Annotated in this window: 17 protein-coding genes; 4 read left to right on the top strand and 13 right to left on the bottom strand. The window is 64.1% G+C overall.

Features of this window, described 5'->3' with window-relative positions:
- Positions 1–34 precede the first annotated feature (34 nt).
- The 8 genes from AC07X6_RS10335 to AC07X6_RS10370 form a co-directional block, all read right to left on the bottom strand.
- Positions 35–1,042 carry an ABC transporter permease gene (locus tag AC07X6_RS10335; protein WP_230540223.1) on the bottom strand — a complete coding sequence of 336 codons (1,008 nt, stop codon included), beginning with the start codon at positions 1,040–1,042 and terminating at the stop codon, positions 35–37.
- Positions 1,023–2,510 carry a sugar ABC transporter ATP-binding protein gene (locus AC07X6_RS10340; protein WP_494790891.1) on the bottom strand — a complete coding sequence of 496 codons (1,488 nt, stop codon included), beginning with the start codon at positions 2,508–2,510 and terminating at the stop codon, positions 1,023–1,025. The genes AC07X6_RS10335 and AC07X6_RS10340 overlap by 20 nt, the downstream gene beginning before the upstream one ends.
- A complete protein-coding gene (locus AC07X6_RS10345; RefSeq protein ID WP_494790892.1) occupies positions 2,510–3,535 on the bottom strand; it encodes a LacI family DNA-binding transcriptional regulator in 1,026 nt (341 codons plus the stop codon). The genes AC07X6_RS10340 and AC07X6_RS10345 overlap by 1 nt, the downstream gene beginning before the upstream one ends.
- Positions 3,536–3,727: 192 nt before the next feature.
- Positions 3,728–4,636 carry a glycerophosphodiester phosphodiesterase gene (locus AC07X6_RS10350; protein ID WP_494790893.1) on the bottom strand — a complete coding sequence of 303 codons (909 nt, stop codon included), beginning with the start codon at positions 4,634–4,636 and terminating at the stop codon, positions 3,728–3,730.
- Positions 4,611–6,251: a hypothetical protein gene (locus AC07X6_RS10355; protein WP_494790894.1), complete on the bottom strand. Its 1,641-nt coding sequence runs from the start codon at positions 6,249–6,251 to the stop codon at positions 4,611–4,613. The genes AC07X6_RS10350 and AC07X6_RS10355 overlap by 26 nt, the downstream gene beginning before the upstream one ends.
- Before the next feature lies 1 nt (position 6,252).
- The gene (locus AC07X6_RS10360; RefSeq protein WP_494790895.1) at positions 6,253–7,110 is read right to left on the bottom strand and encodes a hypothetical protein; all 858 of its coding nucleotides are present in this window, start codon (positions 7,108–7,110) and stop codon (positions 6,253–6,255) included.
- Between the two features lie 28 nt (positions 7,111–7,138).
- Positions 7,139–8,170, bottom strand: coding sequence for a hypothetical protein (locus AC07X6_RS10365; RefSeq protein WP_494790896.1), 1,032 nt, complete (start codon positions 8,168–8,170; stop codon positions 7,139–7,141).
- Complete coding sequence (locus tag AC07X6_RS10370) at positions 8,167–8,931, bottom strand: hypothetical protein (RefSeq protein WP_494790897.1); 765 nt, start codon at positions 8,929–8,931, stop codon at positions 8,167–8,169. Before AC07X6_RS10370 ends, AC07X6_RS10365 begins: the two co-directional genes overlap by 4 nt.
- A 187-nt stretch (positions 8,932–9,118) precedes the next feature.
- Between AC07X6_RS10370 and AC07X6_RS10375 the strand changes: the two genes are divergently transcribed.
- The 4 genes from AC07X6_RS10375 (at position 9,119) to AC07X6_RS10390 (ending at position 13,501) form a co-directional block, all read left to right on the top strand.
- Entirely contained in the window at positions 9,119–10,504 is a 1,386-nt protein-coding gene (locus tag AC07X6_RS10375; RefSeq protein WP_494790898.1) for a caspase family protein, read from the top strand.
- 85 nt (positions 10,505–10,589) lie between these two features.
- Entirely contained in the window at positions 10,590–11,411 is an 822-nt protein-coding gene (locus AC07X6_RS10380; protein WP_494790899.1) for a hypothetical protein, read from the top strand.
- A 46-nt stretch (positions 11,412–11,457) separates the two neighbouring features.
- Positions 11,458–12,189, top strand: coding sequence for a hypothetical protein (locus AC07X6_RS10385; protein ID WP_494790900.1), 732 nt, complete (start codon positions 11,458–11,460; stop codon positions 12,187–12,189).
- A 46-nt stretch (positions 12,190–12,235) separates the two neighbouring features.
- Positions 12,236–13,501: a DUF6445 family protein gene (locus AC07X6_RS10390; protein ID WP_494790901.1), complete on the top strand. Its 1,266-nt coding sequence runs from the start codon at positions 12,236–12,238 to the stop codon at positions 13,499–13,501.
- 62 nt (positions 13,502–13,563) lie between these two features.
- On the opposite strand, the gene AC07X6_RS10395 is transcribed toward AC07X6_RS10390, so the two are convergent.
- The 5 genes from AC07X6_RS10395 to AC07X6_RS10415 all read right to left on the bottom strand — a co-directional run bounded on the left by AC07X6_RS10395 (position 13,564) and on the right by AC07X6_RS10415 (position 19,171).
- The gene (locus tag AC07X6_RS10395) at positions 13,564–14,505 is read right to left on the bottom strand and encodes a LysR family transcriptional regulator (protein ID WP_035823672.1); all 942 of its coding nucleotides are present in this window, start codon (positions 14,503–14,505) and stop codon (positions 13,564–13,566) included.
- 93 nt (positions 14,506–14,598) lie between these two features.
- A complete protein-coding gene (locus AC07X6_RS10400) occupies positions 14,599–15,573 on the bottom strand; it encodes a glycoside hydrolase family 43 protein (protein ID WP_494790902.1) in 975 nt (324 codons plus the stop codon).
- A 3-nt stretch (positions 15,574–15,576) separates the two neighbouring features.
- Positions 15,577–16,551: a galactofuranose ABC transporter, permease protein YjfF gene (gene yjfF, locus AC07X6_RS10405; RefSeq protein WP_494790903.1), complete on the bottom strand. Its 975-nt coding sequence runs from the start codon at positions 16,549–16,551 to the stop codon at positions 15,577–15,579.
- Positions 16,548–17,633 (bottom strand): ABC transporter permease, encoded by a 1,086-nt coding sequence (locus tag AC07X6_RS10410; RefSeq protein WP_494790904.1) that lies wholly within the window; start codon positions 17,631–17,633, stop codon positions 16,548–16,550. Before AC07X6_RS10410 ends, yjfF begins: the two co-directional genes overlap by 4 nt.
- Positions 17,630–19,171 (bottom strand): sugar ABC transporter ATP-binding protein, encoded by a 1,542-nt coding sequence (locus AC07X6_RS10415; RefSeq protein WP_494790905.1) that lies wholly within the window; start codon positions 19,169–19,171, stop codon positions 17,630–17,632. The genes AC07X6_RS10410 and AC07X6_RS10415 overlap by 4 nt, the downstream gene beginning before the upstream one ends.
- Between the last annotated feature and the right edge of the window lie 8 nt (positions 19,172–19,179).

Here is a 19,179-nt window from a genome sequence, read left to right on the forward strand (position 1 = left end):
CCGGTGGCCGCCCTTTCAGAACGCCGCTCTTGTTTTATTTGCGGCCACGCTGCAGGAAGGCGACGGCGATGATCACCACGCCTTGCACTGCGGCATTCAGGTAGACACTGATGATGCTGGTCAAATTCAGGATGTTGCTGATCACGGATAATAAAATCGCGCCGATGACGGTGCCGACGATGCGCCCCTCGCCGCCCTTCAGCGCGGTGCCGCCGACGACGACGGCGGCGATGGCTTCGAGTTCCCACAGCAAGCCCGTCGTCGGCGTGGCCGAACCCAGGCGCGGCACGTACAGCACGGTGGCGATGCCGACGCACACGCCCAGCAGCATGTAGGTGGCAATCTTGACCTTGTCGACATTGATGGCCGCATAGCGCGCCACTTGCTCGTTGGAACCAATCGCCTGCACGTGGCGGCCGAACGTGGTGCGGTTCAATATGACGGCGCCGGCCGCGGCAACGATCAGGAAAATCCAGATCGGGATCGGTGCGCCCAGCACGCTCGTGTAGTAGACGGGGCTGTACAGCTCGGACAGGGTGGCGTCCAGGGTCAGCGCGCCGCCGTCGGCCAGGTACGTCAGCACCGCGCGGAAGATGCCCAGGGTGCCCAGGGTGACGATGAACGGTTCGATATTGCCCTTGCTGATCAACAAGCCGTGCATCAGGCCGAAACCGGCGCCCAAGACCAGGGCCATGGCGATGCCCAGCACCAGCATGGTGATCGGCGCCAGGTTGCCCCCCGCGCCTTGCGCCAGCGCATTCATGAAATAGATCATGCAGCCGGCGATCAGGGCCGCCATCGAGCCGACCGATAAATCGATGCCGCCGGAAATGATGACGAAGGTCATGCCCACGGCGATGATGCCGATGAAGGCCGTGCGCGTGAGCACGTTCATCAGGTTATCCAGGGTGGCGAAGTCGCCATTGAGCAAGGTGCCCGCGATGCACAGAGCTAACAAGCCCAGCACGGGGCCAAAGCCCTTGATGCGCGCGCCGAATCGGGAGATTGGGGATACGGTGGTGTCAGTGCGTGCCGGTTGCATGGGCAATCAACTCCTCTTCGGTCAGGTGGTCAGCAGACAGGGTGGCTTGCAGGGTGCCGGCGCGCATCACGGCGACCCGGTGGCACAGGCCGATCAATTCGATCAATTCCGATGAAATCACGATCACGGCGCGCCCTTCGGCGGCCAGGCGGTGGATCAGAAAATAAATGTCGCGCTTGGCGCCCACGTCCACGCCCCGGCTCGGCTCATCGAGCACGACGACACGGGGGTCCGAATGCAGGTATTTCGCCAGCGCCAGCTTTTGCTGATTGCCGCCGGACAACATGCGCGCGCGGCTGTCCAGGTCGCCCGTGCGGATATTGAAGTCTTCAACCGCCTTGGCCAGCGCCTGCTTCTCTCCGGCAACATCGAGCCAGGGCCGCGCATAGCGCTCCATCGTCATCAGGGTGAGGTTTTCGCGCAAGCCCAAGTTCACGTGCAAGCCCTTGCCCTTGCGGTCTTCGCTCAGATACGTCATGCCGTGCTGCATGGCTTGCCTGGGCGTGCGGATATCGACCTCTTGGCCATTGATCTCGATCAAGCCCGCGCTGCGCGGGCGCAAGCCCAGCAGTGCCTCGAACGATTCCGTGCGCCCCGCGCCCACCAGCCCCGCAAAGCCCAGCACTTCGCCGGCGCGCACTTCGAAAGACAAATCCCTGGACCAGCCCGGCACCGTCAGGCCCTCGACTTTCAGCAACACAGGAGACTCTTCCGCCAGCGGCGCTTTCGCGGGGAACATGTCGGACAATTCGCGCCCCACCATCAGATTCGCCATCTGCTGGCGCGTCAGGCTGGCCGTCGGCTCGCGCGTGACGAAACGCCCGTCGCGCATGACGATGACTTCGTCCGTGTTGCGCTCCACTTCGTCGAGCTTGTGGGAAATATAGAGGATGGTGACGCCGTCCGCCTTCAGTTGGGCCATCACGGCGAACAAACGCTGGGTTTCCGACGACGTCAGGGTGGCCGTCGGCTCGTCCATGATCAAAAAGCGGGCGCGGCGCGACAAGGCCTTGGCGATTTCCACCAGTTGCTTTTCTGCAACGATGAGGTCGCGTATTTTCGTGTCAGGCGACACGTCCAGCCCCACCTGTTTCAGGTAGCGCGACGCTTCTTCGCGCATGGCGGCCTCGTCGAGCAGCCAGCCGCGCGTCTTTTCGTGGCCTAAAAACATGTTTTGCGCCACCGTCAGGTGCTCGGCCAGGTTGAATTCCTGGTGGATCAGCACGATGCCGGCGCTTTCCGCCGCGCGCGAACTGGCGAAGCGCCGGGGCTCGCCATCGATCAGCAATTGCCCTTCGCTCACCGCCTCGTAGCCGGCGAGGATTTTCATCAGGGTCGACTTGCCGGCGCCGTTTTCGCCCAGCAAACCATACACGCGCCCGGGCGCCAGGGTAAAACTGACGCCATGCAAGACGCGCACGGGACCGAAATCCTTGCACACTCCCTCGAAACCGACGGCAACGCTCACTATGCACTCCCTCGCAAGACCAAGTTATGTTCAAGCAACACGCCCGGCACGCTGGCTGCAGGGTCCGCCAAGCGCTGCAGCAGCAAGCGGGCCGCCGTCTCGCCCAGCTCGCGCATCGGCTGCGCGATGGTGGTCAAGCCTGGGGCGATCTGCGCGGCGATGGCGATATCGTCGAAGCCGATCACGGCCACGTCCTCGGGCACGCGCTTGTTCAGCTGGCGCAGCGCGCTCAAGACGCCGATGGCCAGGGTGTCGGAGACGGCAAAGATGGCCGTCGGCGCATCGGGCTGCGCCATCATGCGCAACGTAGCGGCCGTGCCCGCTTCATAGTCGAGGCTTTGCACCGTGTGCACCCACTGGGGCCGCACGGGCAGGACGGCCGCGGCAAGGGTGTCCAGATAGCCTTGCTGGCGTTGCCGCGCGTACAGATAGCGCTCGTCGGAGTTGATCAGGCCGATGCGCGTATGGCCGCGCGACAACAGGTGCGCGACGGCGTCGGACGCGGCCCGGTGGTTGTCGATGCCGACGTAGGGCACGGCCACGGCGGGGTCGAATTCGCAGCATGCCACCCACGGCAGGCTGGCGGATTCATGCGACAGCGCATGCTGCACCGTGTCCGGGTCCAGGCAGATGGCGCCGTCGGCGCGGTGCATGCGCAGCAAGTCGAAGTAGGAGCGCTCGCGGCCCGCATCGGCGCCCGTGTCGCACAGCAATACAAAATAGCCGTGTTCGCGCGCCACCGTGTCGATGCCGCGCACGATCTGCGCATAAAAGGGGTTGCCCACGTCGGGCACCATGGTGAGCAGCATGCGGCTCTCGGCCGTGCGCAGGCTGCGCGCCAGGTGGTTCATGCGGTAGCCGAGCGCGGCCACGGACGCGAGCACCTTGTCGCGCGTGGGCGCCCGCACGCCTGCCTGCTCGTTCATCACGCGCGAGACGGTGGCCACCGACACGCCCGCATGCGCGGCGACGGCGCTGATGGAGACGGTTTCTGTGGGCAAGGAAGACGGGACGGCTGGCGGCATGGGGTTTTCACATAAATGTAATCGATTACATTTATAGGCCAGTCACGCGCGCGATGCAAACATTATCGATGCTGCAATGCGCAAAAGATGTGCAAAAAGCGGCCCTGTACGGGCCGTTGGACGCTGCAATTTCTGGGGTGGCAAGGCGTTCTGCTGCACGGCAAAACCGGCGCCTCGCAGAGCAGCGAAAACTTATTTCATCATCGCACAAAACGTTTCGGGATTGCCGTCAAGAATGACGCCGCTGGGCAGGCGGTGGCTGCGCTGCTGGGCGCGCAACAGGGACGCGGCCAGGGCCGAGTCGCCATCGACGGCGTAGACGAAGACGGGCATGTTCAGGCCGGCCGCGTCGTCCAGCAGCCTGGGATTGGCGTCCAGGCTGCGCGCATCGACGTGCACGCCGACGGGCATGCCGATCTGCTGCTGCACGCGCTGCAGCCACGGCTTGTCCAGCTTGGGCGGACGGGCATTTTTCGCGATATAGCGGCTGACCCGGTTGGCGCCGGCCGCCTGCGCATTGCGCGCGTCAAACACGAGCAGGCCCAGGTAACCCTGCGGATCGGCGCGGCGCGCGCAAGCAAGGTTGTTCGGCACGCCCGACGTCAGGAACCAGTTGCCATGCTTGATGCCGCGCAACTGCCCCACCAGGGTGGCGATGGGCGCGCACGAAGGCACGACGTCCTTGATTTCCGCATTCAGGGTCTTGGCCGGGAACGCGGTGGCCAGGTCGGCGACGTCGGTCACAAAGGGCGGCGTTTCCGGCGTGAGCACGCCGCGGTTCTTCATGCTGGCCGCGCGCCAGTCGTCGGCCGTCAATTGTTTCACGGTGCGGGGCGCGCCCGTGTCGACCACCCTGCCCGTGAGCAGGTCGTGATGCACCACCCAGTTGCCGTCACCCAACAGCTGCAAATCCGTCTCGACCCCGTCCCAGGTGCCGAAATACGTGTTGCGCAGGGCGCTCAGCGAGTTTTCCGGCGCATTGCCGGCGCCGCGGTGGGCGTGTACCTTCATGCCCAGGCAGTCGGCCTGGACGGCCGTGCTGGCCATGCACAGCAGCAAGGCCAGGGCGGCCGCCTTATTTCTTTTCCGGGTGATAACCATATTCGAGTCCCTGCAAAACATTGATGCGGATCGCTTCGTTGACGGGGTAGCTGTAACCCTGCCCCACCGCCACGACGTGCGTGATATTGGCCAGCAAGCCCTTGCCGGCGATTTGCCAGCGCGTGCTGTCGTCGGCCGCCTGGCGGTTCCAGTCCAGCATCTGACGGAACAGCTCGCTCTTCGTGACATTGTTGTCCGACAGGCTAAAAATACCCCAGGTTCCCAGGAAGGCGCCGGCCAGCACGCCCGTGGCGATCCAGGCGGAGCGGCGGCTCAGCTGGCCATCGGCGCCCGCCTGCTCGCCCCGGCGCGCCGCCAGCACCAGCAAACCCACGGTGGCGATCAGGTACAGCAGTTTCGAAAAGTGGCCGATGGCGCCCAGGAGCGAGAAAAACAGGGCCACGGGCGGCACGATGGCGGCGCGCGCCGCTTCCTTGCCCTCCGCATAATACTTGCCATGCACTTCGAAGTCGCTGCGGCTGGCGCGGTATTCGACCAGCTTTTCCGCCGTCTGGCGCGCGGCGAACTGGTCGAACAGGCGGCTGAACTCGGCCGGACTCGCATACGCGTCCTGCACCACGGCACCCTTGGGCAACCGCAAGCCCTTGCTCGCTTCGCTGCCGTCGCCACCGTCCGGCCCGTCGCGCAAGACGGCCTGGATGCCGGGGCGCGCCACGAAGGCGGGGAAGGACAAGCCGGGCGGAATGCGCTCGCCCTTGACGGTCAAGCCCTTGCTGGCCGCTTCCGACGCATAGCGGCGCTTGACGGCCAGGCGGAACGAAATCTGGTCGGCAGGATGCCAGTTGGCCGGCACGGGCACTTTCTTGCGCACATTGTTGACGACGGCCGCCTTGCGCCGCGCCGGCACGGAATGCGGCTGCCAGCCGTGGCGCGACAAGCTTTGCCGGTAATCGTTCCACGCCGATTCCTGCTGCTGGCGCAAGCCCGCATCGTCGTCGGGAATGATACCCGAATACAATTTCCACTTGTCATGCACCTCGCCGATCGCCTGCTGGTACTTGTCATAGTAGCCGGCCGCGCCGCCGGCGATCTTGCGGACATTAAAATTGATCAACTGTTCCTTGGCCGGCTCCATGCGCTCGTCGAGGTGGCCCACCGAGACGGCCAGGAACGGAAACAGGGCCAGGAACGCCTTGCCTTCCGGCTTGGCAAACAGGGTGGCATCGTCGACCAGGCCCTGCAATTGCAGGCTGCCGCCCACCAGCGAGCGCTGCATCAGGGTGGTATTGAAGGCCAGGCGGCGAAATTGCGCATCGCGCGTTTCCACCAGCACCGTGACCGTGGTCTTCAGAATGCCGAACACGACCGCCGCCGTGGCGAAGCAGCAAAAGAGGATCTTTTTCCAGCTGGGGCCGCTGCCATTGTTCTTCAGGCGGCGGCGCCACATCAGTTGCAGCACCACCAGCGCGGCGGCGATGCCCGACAGGCTGCGGCCATAGAATTCCACGCCTTCCACGTCGTGCGGCTTGACGTCGCCGCCCACCACGTCGAGCAAACGGGCATTGAAGCCCAGCTCGCAGCACAAATAAATGATCGTCAGGACGATCAGGATCAAGGTCTGCCGGATTTGCAGACTGCGCAGACTCGCGGCCATCTTATTTCCTCAAATCGATGACGACGGGCTTGATCTCTTCGGCCTGGAAGATCATCGGCGCCGCAGGGGCAGTCGCCGCGCTGCGCGGGGCAGGCAGGCTGATGGCGGGCGCCGCCTTGGCCTGGGTTTCCTGGCGGCGCGGCTTGGCGCTGGCGCGGCTGCCCGCTTTCGGCGCGGCGGCAGGGGCCGGAGCGGCCGCCGGTGGCGCCGGGATCACGCGGCCGCTGTCGCTGCCGCTGCCAGGCACGGTGGCGATGGCAGGGCCGGTAGCGCGCAAGCCGTCGTCGGCAAACGGCTGGGCGCGCGTATCGACGCCGGGCGGCACGGCCACGCTGGCGTTGAGCAGGCGGTTGTCCGTGTAGATCATGCGCGACAGGCGGTTGTAGTTGGGAAAATCGATGTTCAGCGATTTGGCGTCCGCCGCCAGTTCCACGCGGGGACGGTCCTTGCAATTGCCCACCGTCCACTGCAGCACGTCCGTGCCCTGGAAGGCCAGCACTTCATAGCGGTAGGCGCAGCCGCGCTCCTGCGTTTCGACGATCACCACCGTGCGCTCGCCCACGTTTTCCACGCGCGCCACGCGGGCCGTGATGGCGTTGGCCAGCGGCACGACGCGAAACGCCTGCGACAGCTTGATCGAATACTTGCCTTGCGGATCCTTGCGCAAGGTGCCTTCCGTGCCGTCGCGCAGGCGGAAGGTGGACAGCGGCGTGCCGAACAGCTCGGCAGTATCGAGGCCCATCATCACGCCGCCACGGCCGTTCGGCGTCATGGCGCAGCCCGTCAACAGCATGCCGGCGGCCAGGCCCATGGCCAGTGTGCGCCAGTGCGCGGATGCAAAATTCTTATACGTTGTCATGCTTGATAACTTTCTCTTATTTCAGGATTCAGGGATTGATGACGGCCAGCGGATTGCCCGGGCCTGGCGGCGGCAAGACCTTCTGGCGGTCGCGCGACAGCAAGGTGAAGGCGCCCAGGGTGTCCGGGCCGGCAACGATTTCCAGCTGCTCGCGCTGCAGCCACGCGCGGATCTCCGCTTCCGTCGCCTCGGCACGGAACAGCACGCGCGTGCGCACGCCCGTCTCGACGCCGCTGCGCTGTGGGGCACCGTTGCGGAATTCCGCATTGCCGACGACTGCCTGGTCTTTCGGCAGGAACAGCCACGCCGATTGCACCACCATCACGCTGGCGGCCACGGCCGTGACGATCTTCAGCCAGCGGCTGGCATTGGCCGCCTTGATTGGCATCAACTGCGGCGCGGCGGCATCGGCCGGGGCGATCTGCAACTGCTGCAGCCCCTGGCGCAGCAATTGCCGGTAGGCCACGCGGCCATCCTTGCCCAGTTCGCTAGACAGGGGCGTGCCCGTCAAGGCGTAATCGCCGCCGGGCAAGGCCACGCGGGCGATCACGCCGGGCGCCGCGGCGGCCCCGTTGGCGCGGCCATGCGTTTCCAGCCAGCGCGCCGCCTGCAGGCGCTCCTGGCTGAACACGCCCAGGCAGGCGCCCAGGTCCGTCACGGCCACGGTCACGGGCATGTCGCACAGCACCAGGCCCGCGCGCGGGTCGGCGGGCGCGTCGCGCTCCTCGACCACGAGGCCGCAGGCGTCCGCATACGACGCGTCCGGCGTGACGAGCCAGCCGCGCCAGCGCTGCTGTGCGCCGTCCCAGGCATCGAGCAGCACGGCGCCAAAGCCCGGGCGGCGCGCCAGCAGGTGGATCTGTCCGCCCGCGATGGGCCGCGCGGCCAGGGGCGCGGCGTCGCTGCGGCGCGCAAAGCCTTGCATCACATGTTCCGGCACGGCAATGCCGCGCCAGTCGGGGGTAGTGCCCACCACGTCCGCGTCCAGCAGTGCGGCGGAAGACGGGGGCGATGGCAGGCGCGCGGCAACGATGGCCAGCGAGGGCGTCAATGCAGTCATGCCGATGGCCTTTCATCAGGGTTCGGGTGGGTGGACACGGGGTCCATGTGCAGGGATAACGCGGCCACACACAGAATATCCAAAACTATTTGCGCCGCCTGCGTGTCGCGCGCGGCCAGGCTGTCGCCCACGCGCAGCTTGAGCAGGGTCAATACCCAGCTGCCCAGCAAGGTGGCGCGGTGGGCCGGCTCGACGATCTGCCGTCCCGCGCTGGCGGGATCGCCCTTCTGCCGGTGCACGAGACCTAATTTTCCGCCGTGGTAATGCGCGGAAGCGATCTGTTCTGCCAGTTCCTTGACGGGCATGCCGCCGCAGCCGCAATGGCGCAGCAGCAAGATCAAATCGCGGGACAAGGTGGTAATAAATACGTCGGCCGCTTCGCGCACTTGCTGGGGTGTGAGCTGGTAGTCGCGCAGCGGCGCCGCATAGGCGTCGGGCGCCTGCAACTCGCAGCCCTCCTGCGCATCGGCGTCCTCGTCATCGCGCTGCTTGCGCAGCTGGTCGATGATGAAGCGCTTGAAGTACAGGAACAAGGCGCCGACGTGGTGGGGCGCGGCGTCGCTGTCGCCGTGGAGGACTTTTTCAATGAAGAACTGGTGGCGCAAGTCGGCCAGCGAATCGCCAAGCGAGGCCGCCTCGCGCGGGCGGCATGGCGTCAGCGCGGCGATGACGCGCTGGTAAAACTCGCCCAGTTCGCCTTGTGTCAGCCGCTGGCGGCGCGTCCAAAAGTCATGAATGCGTTCAAATTGTTCCGATTGCAAAGCCGGTCCGATCGTGTGTTGGGCGGCACGCGCCACTGGCCGGCGGCGATGCGCACAGGCAAACAAGCAATGCGCTGGCCAGACAAGAGAAACTTGTCAGTAAGGTAAAATGCATTTAGGCAATTTTCTCATATCACAGTAAAAATCGCTAACTTTTGTTACTTTCACGACAATCCCCGAGATCCCGATGCAACGCCTGATTCCCCTGTTTTTCAGCCTGTTCGTTTTACTGTTCAGCAACATGGCGCACGCCGCCTTGCCGGCGGCTCCCGGCAAGCGCATCGCCCTGGTGATCGGCAACGCGGCCTATCCGCAGCCGCTATTGAATCCCGTGAACGATGCGCGCGCCATGGCCGAGCGCCTGCGCCGCCTGGGTTTTGAGGTGCTGTTGCGCACGGACATCAATGCGCAACAGCTGCAAAAGGCGTCGGCCGAGTTTTCCACGCAGGCGCGCGGTGCCGATATCGCCCTCGTGTTTTACGCGGGCCACGGCGCCCAGGCGGGCGAAGCCAATTATGTGTTGCCGCTGGGCGCGAACATGCATGCGCTGAATGCGGCGGCGATTGCCGCGCAGGGCGTGTCCGTGTCCAGCCTGGCGGGCGATCTGCAGCGCTCGGGCGCGCGCGGCGCCGTGCTGATCCTCGACGCTTGCCGGCAGGAATACACGCGCGGCGGCGCCGTGATGGTGCCCGGCGGCAATGCGGTCAGCCACGGTTTTGCCGACACGCAAGCACCGCGGGGCGTGGTGATCGCCTATTCGGCCGGACCGGGCGCCCTGGCGCGCGATTTCTGGTCGCCCGATTCGCGCAACAGCCCATATACCAGCGCCTTGCTCGACGCGCTCGACGCGCCGGGCTTGCCCATGAGCGACGTGTTCTCGCAAGTGGCGGCGCGGGTCGCCGCCATGACGCACGACGTGCAAAAACCGCGCGTGTCGTTTGGCGAAACGTCGGCGCGCCTGGTGCTGAACATGGGCAGCGGCAAGGGTGTTAGCCAGGCAACGCCGGGCGTGCTGGCCGGCGCGCAAGGCCAGGGCGGCATGCGCGCACCGGTCCCGGCGCCTGCGCCAGCGGTGGAAAAGCCGGCCGCCCCCGGCGCCAAGGTGTGGCCTGGCAATGTGCTGCAAGACATCAACTATGAAATCCGCATGCAGATCGCGGCGCGGCCGTTTCCCCGCCAACAACTGGAAAAGCGCGCGCGCGGCGGCGACCTGGTGGCGCTGACGGCCCTCGGTTACGGCATCGGCGGCGGTGATGCTGGTGTGAAACAGCCAAAGGCGGGCATGCAGTGGCTGGAAAAGGCGGCCGCCAAGGATTTCCCGATTGCCCAGACCTACCTGGCCGAATTGCTGATGGTCAAGGGCGACCCCGCCTCGCTGAAACGGGCGGGTGTGCTGCTCGATGCCGCCTCGCAGGCCGGCTACAGCCCCGCCCACGCCTACAAATTCGATCTGGCGCGGCGCACGGGCGCGCCGCCGCAGGACGCGGCCCGGCATTTGCAGGACGCTTTCATGGGCTTGATGAAGGATTACCAGGGCGCCGCCAAGGACGTATTACAGCCGCCGAAAAAATAATTTCAAATAATTTTGGATTTCCCTGAACTGCCCCCGTTATCCGTGGGTACATGCAATACAGCATGACAGTGACCAGGGAAATCCCATGCAAGCATCCAGCCCAGCAACAATCACCACCGGCCAACGGGGCCGCATCCTCGCCTACCAAGCAAGCGGACAAGGTTCCGTCAGCGTGGCCGGCATCCAGCATGCCTTCGACATCAGTACCCACTGGCGCTCGGACGTGGCACCCGCCATCAACGCCGTCGTCGATGTGCGTTTCGACGACGCCGGCGGCCTCGCCACCGTCACGGCCATTCCCGCGCAGCAACTGGCACAGGAAGACATGGCCGGCGCCGCCAAGCTGGCGCGCGACAAGGGCCAGCAACTGTGGGGCCGGGCCGTCTCGGCGCTCGGCATCCAGGTGCTGGCCAGCCTGGGCGTGCTGATCGCCGGCGCCTTCATCTTCAACACCATCGGCATCCGTTTGTTCGCCTCCGTCTCGCGCACCTATTGGCAGCTGCTGGGCCTGTCCGCCGACAGCCTGGAAAGCTTTGCCCGCGATGGCGGCAGCGGTTTTACCTCGGCGCAATTCTTCTTCCTGCTGGCCATTGCCGCCTGCTGCGCCACCATGGCCAGCAACCACCCGAAAGCGGCGCTGGGCAAGTGCGCGCCGCTGCTGTTCATCGTCATCCACAGCAGCTTGCTGTTGATCAAGATCAAGGGCGCCGTCAGCGACGCGGGCAACGCCATGGGCGGCATCATGGGCAGCCGCGCAGCCCGCATGGCCGAGCAGATGGCAAGTGAAATGCTGGGACAAGTGTGGCAGGGGCTGTCGTTCGGCATCGGCTTTTACCTGGTGCTGGCCGCTTCCATCGTCCTCGCGGCCTATGGCGTCGGCGAATACAAGCGTAAAACCATCGGCTAAGTCACCCACTCTCCACTTACTTTCCACTTACTTTGAAGGAAATATCATGCAACGTACCCTCCCCGCTCTGCTCGCCATCACCATCCTGCTGTCCGCCTGCGGCAAGCCCTCCGAGAATGCAACGCCGGCGGCTTCGGCGCCCGCCACCAGCGTGGCCGACATGGCCGCCAAAGCCCAGGTAAAAGCGGCGGCCGCCAGCCTGCCGCAAGCGGATCCGGCCACGCCAAGCGCCAGCTATGTCGACATCACCAGCGGCAACCAGTTGATGTACAGCTACATCGCCCTGTCCGGCGTGCCGCCCGACTATGCGGCCGTGGCGCAGCGCATCTCGCGCGAATATGCGGGCAGCAACGACGCCTTCCGCAAGCAGGAAGTGCTCGACGCCCTGAAACCGCAGATCGACGCCAAGGTCAATGAAGCGAAGACGAAGCGCTACCTGCGCTACCAGATCAACGGCCAGGGCGCCCTGGCGCCGTACGCGATGGACAAGGCCGCCTTCCCCGCCAAGTTCGCCGAAGCGGGCACGTATTACTACATGTACGACAACGGCGACTACAAGCTGGCATTCACGAATGGCGACGGCTACTCGCTGCTGAAGGTGGACCAGGAGGCGGCGCGCAAGATTGAGGCGGCGCGCAGCGGCTACAAGGATTTCGCCATCGTCGTGTACGCGTATGCCCAGGAAGCGGACATGGCCAGCAACCAGGTCAAGGCGCAGATCGTCAAGGTGGCGATCAAGCTGAACGGGCAGGAAATTCCCGTCAGCCAGGCACTGTAGAACGAGCTCGGTTACACTGTTCGCCACATTGCATCGGGATCGAAACATGGGCGAACAGACACTGGCGGAACAACAGCTGGCCAAGGGCCGGCAACTGCAGCAGCAAGGCAAGCTGATCGAGGCGATCAACGCCTACCAGGCTGCTTACAAGCAAGATCCGGCCCTGGCCGAAGCCCAGCATTTCCAGGGCCTGGCGATGCTGGAGCTGGGCCAGGGCACCATCGGCCTGGGCCTGTTAAAACTGTCGCTCAAGCAACAGCCCGACAACGCCCTGTTCCACTACAACCTGGGCAATGTGCTGCGCGGCACGGACAGCGAGGCGGCGCTGGCCAGCTACGCCACGGCGGCGCGGCTGGCGCCGCACGAGCACGATTTCGCCATCAGTCATGCCGAATTGCTGTTAGGGAAGCAGCGGCTGATGGAGACCATTGCCGAACTGGAACGGGCCCACGCCCTGCGCCCGCAGCGCTGGCAAACCCTGCAGGGCCTGGCCGAGCTGTATTACCGCACGGGACAGCAGGAACCGGCCTTGGCGCGCTATGCCCAAGCCCTGGCGCTGCATCCGGCACTGGCGCAAACGTGCCGCATCGGCTTTGCCAGTCCGCAAGCGGAATACGCAGAAACGTTGACGGCGCTCAATGTGCCGGAAGACATCCACGATTTTATCCGTGAAACCGACCTGCACATCATTGACGATTTCCTGCCCGATCCCGTCGCCTGGCGCGCCCAGGCGCTGGCGTTGCCGTTCGAGCAGCAGCGCTATGCGGGACAGAACTATCCAGGCAGCCAGACGGCGGGCCAGCCCAGCCAGGCCATCATGGAACGCATCGCCACGGCGCTGGGCCGCCCCATCCGTTTTATTTCGCCCGACAATGGCTCGTATCGCCTCAGCTATGCGGACGCGATGGCGCGCACGGATATCCACGTGGACAACGAGACGGGCAACAATTTCAATTTCTATGCGGGCGTGCTGTACCTGAATCCGCCCGAGCAGTGCCAGGGCGGCACCACGTTCTGGCGCCACCAGCCCAGCGGCTGGTACCGGAGACTGCCCGAGGCGGACGTGAAAGCGGGCGGCTACGCCAGTTTCAAGGATTTCCAGAAACGCTGGCTGCCGAACAGTAAAGTACAGAAATTCAACGACTTACAGGAACAGCGCGACAGTTGGCAAGCGCTGCTGGAAGTGCCCATGCGCCACAACCGCCTGATCGTCTACAAGGGCCATTACTTTCACTCGATCAGCAATGTGTTTGGCGACACGCCGGAAAATGGCCGATTGGTGCAGCTGTTCTTTTTTGAAGTGCCCGATTGAACCCCAAAAGCAGGATCTGGGGTCGTACCCTGAGGGTACGACCCCAGCATTTGCCGTTGGGTTTAATACATGTCCGCGGCGGTCGCCCGCACAGCTTTGAGCAGCATATCCGCCCCCGGCGACAGCAAATGATCCTGCTGGCGGATGATGCCGAAGGCATCCATCTTGCACGGCAGTTCGATGGGCAAAATGCTCAGCACGTTCAACGATTCATAGTAATGGGCCACTTCCGTCGGCATCACGTGCAGCGAATCCGTCTGCTGCAGCAGGGACGTGATCAGCAGCAAGGCGGTGGTGTCGACCACGTCGACGGGCGGCTCCAGGCTGGCGCGGCGGAACATCATGTCGAAGCGGTGGCGCAGGATGCTGCCCTGCGGCGGCAAGATCCACGGCTGGCCCGCCAGGTCCTTCAATTGCAGATTCTTGCGCGACAGCAGCGGGTGGCCATTGCGCGCCACGGCGCTGGCCGGCTCTTCCGTCAATTCCTCGTAGATGAGGCCGGCGCTGCTTTCCTTTTCCAGGATGCGGCCGATCATGAAATCGAGCGTGCCATGCTGCAGCATGTCCATCAGCGTATTGCTGTGCTCCAGGTGCACGCCGATGCGCATCAGCGGCGCCTGCTGCTTGATGCGGGCAATCGCGCGCGGCAGCAAGGCCATGGCCGGCGTCATGATGACGCCCACTTCCACCTGGCCCGTCAGGCCTGATTTGAGCGCGACGATGTCGTCATGCGCCAGCGACAGGCTCGTCAGGGCCATGCGCGCGTGGCGTATCATCGTTTCGCCGTAGATGGTCGGCTCCATGCCGCGCGGCAACCTGTCGAACAGGCGCACGTCCAGCATCTCTTCCAGATCCTTGATTTGCTTGGACGCGGCCGGCTGCGTCATGTGCAATTCTTCCGCCGCGCGGTGGATGTTGCGCTGCTCGTCCAGGGCGATCAGCAGCAGCAGTTGCCGCGTCTTCAGGCGGGCTCGCAAGAACCAGTTGGGGTTAAGGGTATCCATGAATAAATCATATCATGATCGATATCAGTTTTAACTCAATATCGATATTCCAGATATCGGTTTGTCTCCTTTTTGAGCGTCGTCAAGCAGCGATCACGATGCCTTGCAGGCAGCGCTCGGGTTGGCTGCCGGGCCAGCCGTCTGCTGGATGAATTCGATCGTGCCGTCAGGCTTGTATTTCAGCTCTTCCACGGCCACGGAACGCCGGTATTCTCCGCCGCCGGGCAACTTGTCGTTGTGATAGAAGATGTAGGACTTGCCGTTGAATTCGATGATGGCCTGGTGAATGGTTTTCACGACGGCATTCTTTTCCATGATGGCGCCGCGGAAATGCCATGGGCCTGTCGGCGTCGGCCCCGTCGAATACGCCGTTTCTTCCGGGAAGTTGCGCGAGTACGACAAGTAATACGTGCCCGCATGCTTGTGCATGTACGCCGCTTCCGTGAACGCATCCATGCCGAAGGTCAAGATCGGGCCGTCCAGCTCCGTCATATTCGCTTTGAGTTTGGCGTACTTCAAGACCGTATTGCCCCAGTAAAGATAGGCTTGGCCATCCGTGTCGATGAAGACGGCCGGGTCGATGTCGTCCCACGGGATCGCCGTCTGTTTCGTCATGTCGTTCGTGATCAGGGCGCTGCCGCGCGCGTCGACGAAGGGGCCCGTGGGGCTGTCGGACACGGCCACGCCGATGGCCTTGCCGGGGATGGTCTTGTGGTCGACGGTCGAGTAAAAATAGTATTTGCTGCCGCGCTTGACGATGTCGCCCGCCCACGCATCCTTGCCGGCCCAGGAAAACGTGGAAAAGCGCACGGGCGAGCCGTGATCGATCCAGTTGGCCATGTCGCACGAGGAATATACGCGCCACTCGTTCATCCGGTAATCCGTGTCCGTGGCACTCGCTTCATCGTGACCGACGTACAAATACACGCGGCCATCGTCGACCAGCGCGGCCGGATCACCCGTGTAGATATTTTTTACGATGGGGTTGGCCGCCTGTGCACCGAACGTGGCGCAGGCGAGCGCCAGCGCCATGCCGATGGTTGCGGCACGTGTGTGTTGCTTCAACATCGATTAACTCCCTTTGGTGGTTTTCTGGCCCATGGCCATCAGTCTTTGCACGACGCAAAAGACGAACAGCAGGCCGCCGATGACGATCTTGGTCCACCACGAGCTGAGCGTGCCGTCGAAGGCGATCAGGGTCTGGATGGTGCCCAGCACGAGCACGCCGGACAGCGCGCCCGCCACGTAACCGTAGCCGCCGCTGAGCAGGGTGCCGCCGATGACGACGGCGGCGATCGCGTCCAGTTCCGTGCCTTGCGCATGCAAGCCATAGCCGGACAGCATGTAGAACGAAAACAGCACGCCGCCCAGCGACGCACAGAATCCGCTGAAGGCGTAAATGAAAACCTTGGTGCGGCCCACGGGCAAGCCCATCATCAGGGCCGACTGCTCATTGCCGCCGATCGCATACACGGCGCGGCCAAACGGCGTGGCGTGCGCCAGCCAGATGGCCAGCAGCAAAGTGACCACGGCAATCACCACGCCGGGCGAAACGAAGCCGCCAAGAAATTGCAGCTGCGTCTGCGACATGGCCACGAACAGCGGATCATCGATGGTGATGGAATTGATGCTGATCAAATAGCACAGGCCCCGCGCCAGAAACATGCCGGCCAAGGTGACGATGAAGGGCTGCAATTTGAAATAATGGATCAGCGCGCCCATGCCGGCGCCAAACACGGCGCCCAGCGCCAGCACGGTGGCGATCACCAGCAGCGGCGGCCAGTGCGCCACGTTCAGCAGCCAGGCGGCGATCATGGTCGACAAGGCCAGCACGGAGCCGACGGACAGGTCGATGCCGCCGGAAACGATGACGAAGGTCATGCCGACGGCGATCACCAGCAAAAAGGCGTTATCGATCAACAAGTTAAAGATCACTTGCGTGGACAGCAGGCCCGGGTAGGCGGCGCCGCCGAGGCCCAGCATCACCACCAGCAGCAAGACCGTGACGAGCGAGGTGAAATACGGGGTGTGCAGCAAGCCCTTCATGCTTTTCTCCGATGCAGCAATTGCTTGAATTCCGACGATTGCGACAGGCAGACGAGGAACACGACGACGGACTTGACGACCATGTTCACCTCGGGCGGCACGCCGAGCGAATAAATCGTGTAGGTCAGGGTCTGGATGATGAGCGCGCCGATCATGCTGCCGACCAAGCTGAACTTGCCGCCCGCCAAGGACGTCCCGCCCAGGGTGACGGCCAGGATGGCGTCGAGTTCCAGCATCAGGCCCGCATTGTTCGCGTCGGCGCTCTTGATGTTCGAGCTGATCATCAGCCCGGACAAGCCGGCGCAGGCGGCGCAAAACACGTAGACGAAAAAGATCAGCGTCGCCGTCTTGATGCCGGCCAGGCGCGCGGCGACGGGGTTGATGCCGACGGCCTGGATGAACAGGCCCAAAGCGGTCTTGCGCATCAGCAAGGCGGTGATGATGAACACGGCAGCGACGAGGAACAGCGAGAACGGCAAGCCGAACAGGTAGCCGCTGCCGATGAAGAAGAACGGTTGATAATAGACCGTAACGATCTGTCCATCCGTCAGCAATTGCGCCAGGCCGCGCCCCGCCACCATCAGGATCAGGGTGGCGACGATGGGCTGCAAGCCCAGGCCCGCCACCAGCACGCCATTCCAGGCGCCGCACAGCAGGGCCGCGCCCAGGGCGGCCGCCAGGGCCCAGCCCATGGGGATATTGCTCACGTAGGTCGGCACGCCATTGTCCATCACCATGGTGCCGCCGATCAGCATGGCGGCCACGGTGCCGGACAAGGCCACGACGGCGCCCACGGAAATGTCGATACCGCGCGTGGCAATCACCAGGGTCATGCCCAGCGCGGCCAGCATCAGCGGCGCGGCGCGGTTGACGATGTCGATCACGCTGCCGTACAAATGGCCATCGCGGATTTCCAGGTGGAAAAAGCCGGGGATGGCGAAGAAGGCCACCAGCAACAGCAGCAACAGCGCGGCCAGGGGCCGGCTCAGGGGATGGTGTAAAACGGTATGCACAATGGAAGAATCCGTGGTGGCAGCCGCCCGCGCCGCAGGGGCGGCGGGCGACGAAGTGGATACGCTCATGCGGTCTCTCCGGCAATCACTTGCAGCACGGAACTATCATCGAGCTCGCCCCGCGCATAGTCGCCGCAGGCCTTGCGGTCGCGCATGACCAGAATACGGTCGCTGCAGCGCAGCACTTCCGGCAGTTCGGACGAAATGAACAGAATCGCCATGCCCTTGCGGCACAGCTTGCTGACATAGCTCATGATTTCCTGCTTGGCACGCACGTCGATGCCCCGCGTCGGTTCATCGAGAATCAGCATGGCGGGCGACGTCACCAGCCAGCGCGCCAGCAAGGCCTTCTGTTGATTCCCGCCCGACAGGCTGCCGATGGGGGTTTCGATGCTGGCCGTCTTGATGCCGAGCGCCTTCACGTATTCATCGGCCAGCGCCTGCTGGCGTTTAAAGGGGATGGCGCGCAGCAAGCCCGTGCGGGCTTGCAAGGCTAAAATAATGTTTTCGCGCACGGAGAGCGACAAAATCGCGCCCTCGTGCTTGCGGTCTTCCGAGCAGAAACCGATGTCGCGGGCAATCGCGTCGCGCGGCACGGCAAACTGGCGCGGCTGGCCCTGCATGGTGATCGTGCCCGAGTCAGCCTTGTCGGCGCCGAACAGCAATCGCGCCAGTTCCGTGCGGCCCGAACCGAGCAAACCGGCCAGGCCCAGCAATTCGCCCTGGCGGATGTGGAAATCCATGGGCAGCAAGGCGCCCTTGCGGCCGAGGCCCTGCGCTTCCAGCACATTCGGGCCAAAGCTGGCCGCGCCCGCTTCTTGCGCCAGGTCAAGCTCTTGCGCTTGGGTATCCGCCGCCACGCCGATCATCTTGTTCACCAGCGCCAGGCGCGACAGTTCGCTGCACGCATACTCTCCCTCGCGCTCGCCATTGCGCATGACCGTGATGCGGTCGGAAATGGCATAGGTCTGGTCAAGGAAGTGGGTGACGAACAGGATCGCCATGCCTTGCTCGCGCAGGCGGCGCAGCACGGAAAACAGCAGATGGACTTCCGCCTCGTCCAGGCTGGACGTGGGTTCGTCGAGGATCAGCACGCGGGCCGAAATGTTCAGCGCGCGCGAAATGGCCACCATTTGCTGGATGGCCAGCGGAAAGCTGGACAGTTGCGCCGTGACATCGATATCGATCTGCAATTGCTGCAGCAAGGCACGCGCCTGCTGCTGCATGGAACGCCAATCGATGAAGCCGAAGCGGCGCGGATAACGGCCAATAAAAATGTTTTCCGCCACCGACAGGTTCGGGCACAGATTGACTTCCTGGTACACGGTGCTGATGCCGAGCGCCTGCGCGTCCGACGTGGACGCGGGGGCGATGGGCTTGCCGTCAAACAGGATCTGGCCGCTGTCGGGCGTATACACGCCCGTCAGCACCTTGATCAGGGTCGACTTTCCCGCGCCGTTTTGCCCCATCAGGGTGTGCACTTCGCCCGGATACAGGCGCAGGGCAACATCGCTGAGGGCTTTGACGCCGGGAAAGGCTTTACTGATGCCGCGCAACTCCAGCAGGGGAGCTGGCGCGGCCGTGTGATGCGCTTGCGTCTTCATCATGCGGCAAG

Source organism: Janthinobacterium sp. GW460-12-1-14-LB5, from assembly GCF_059423585.1.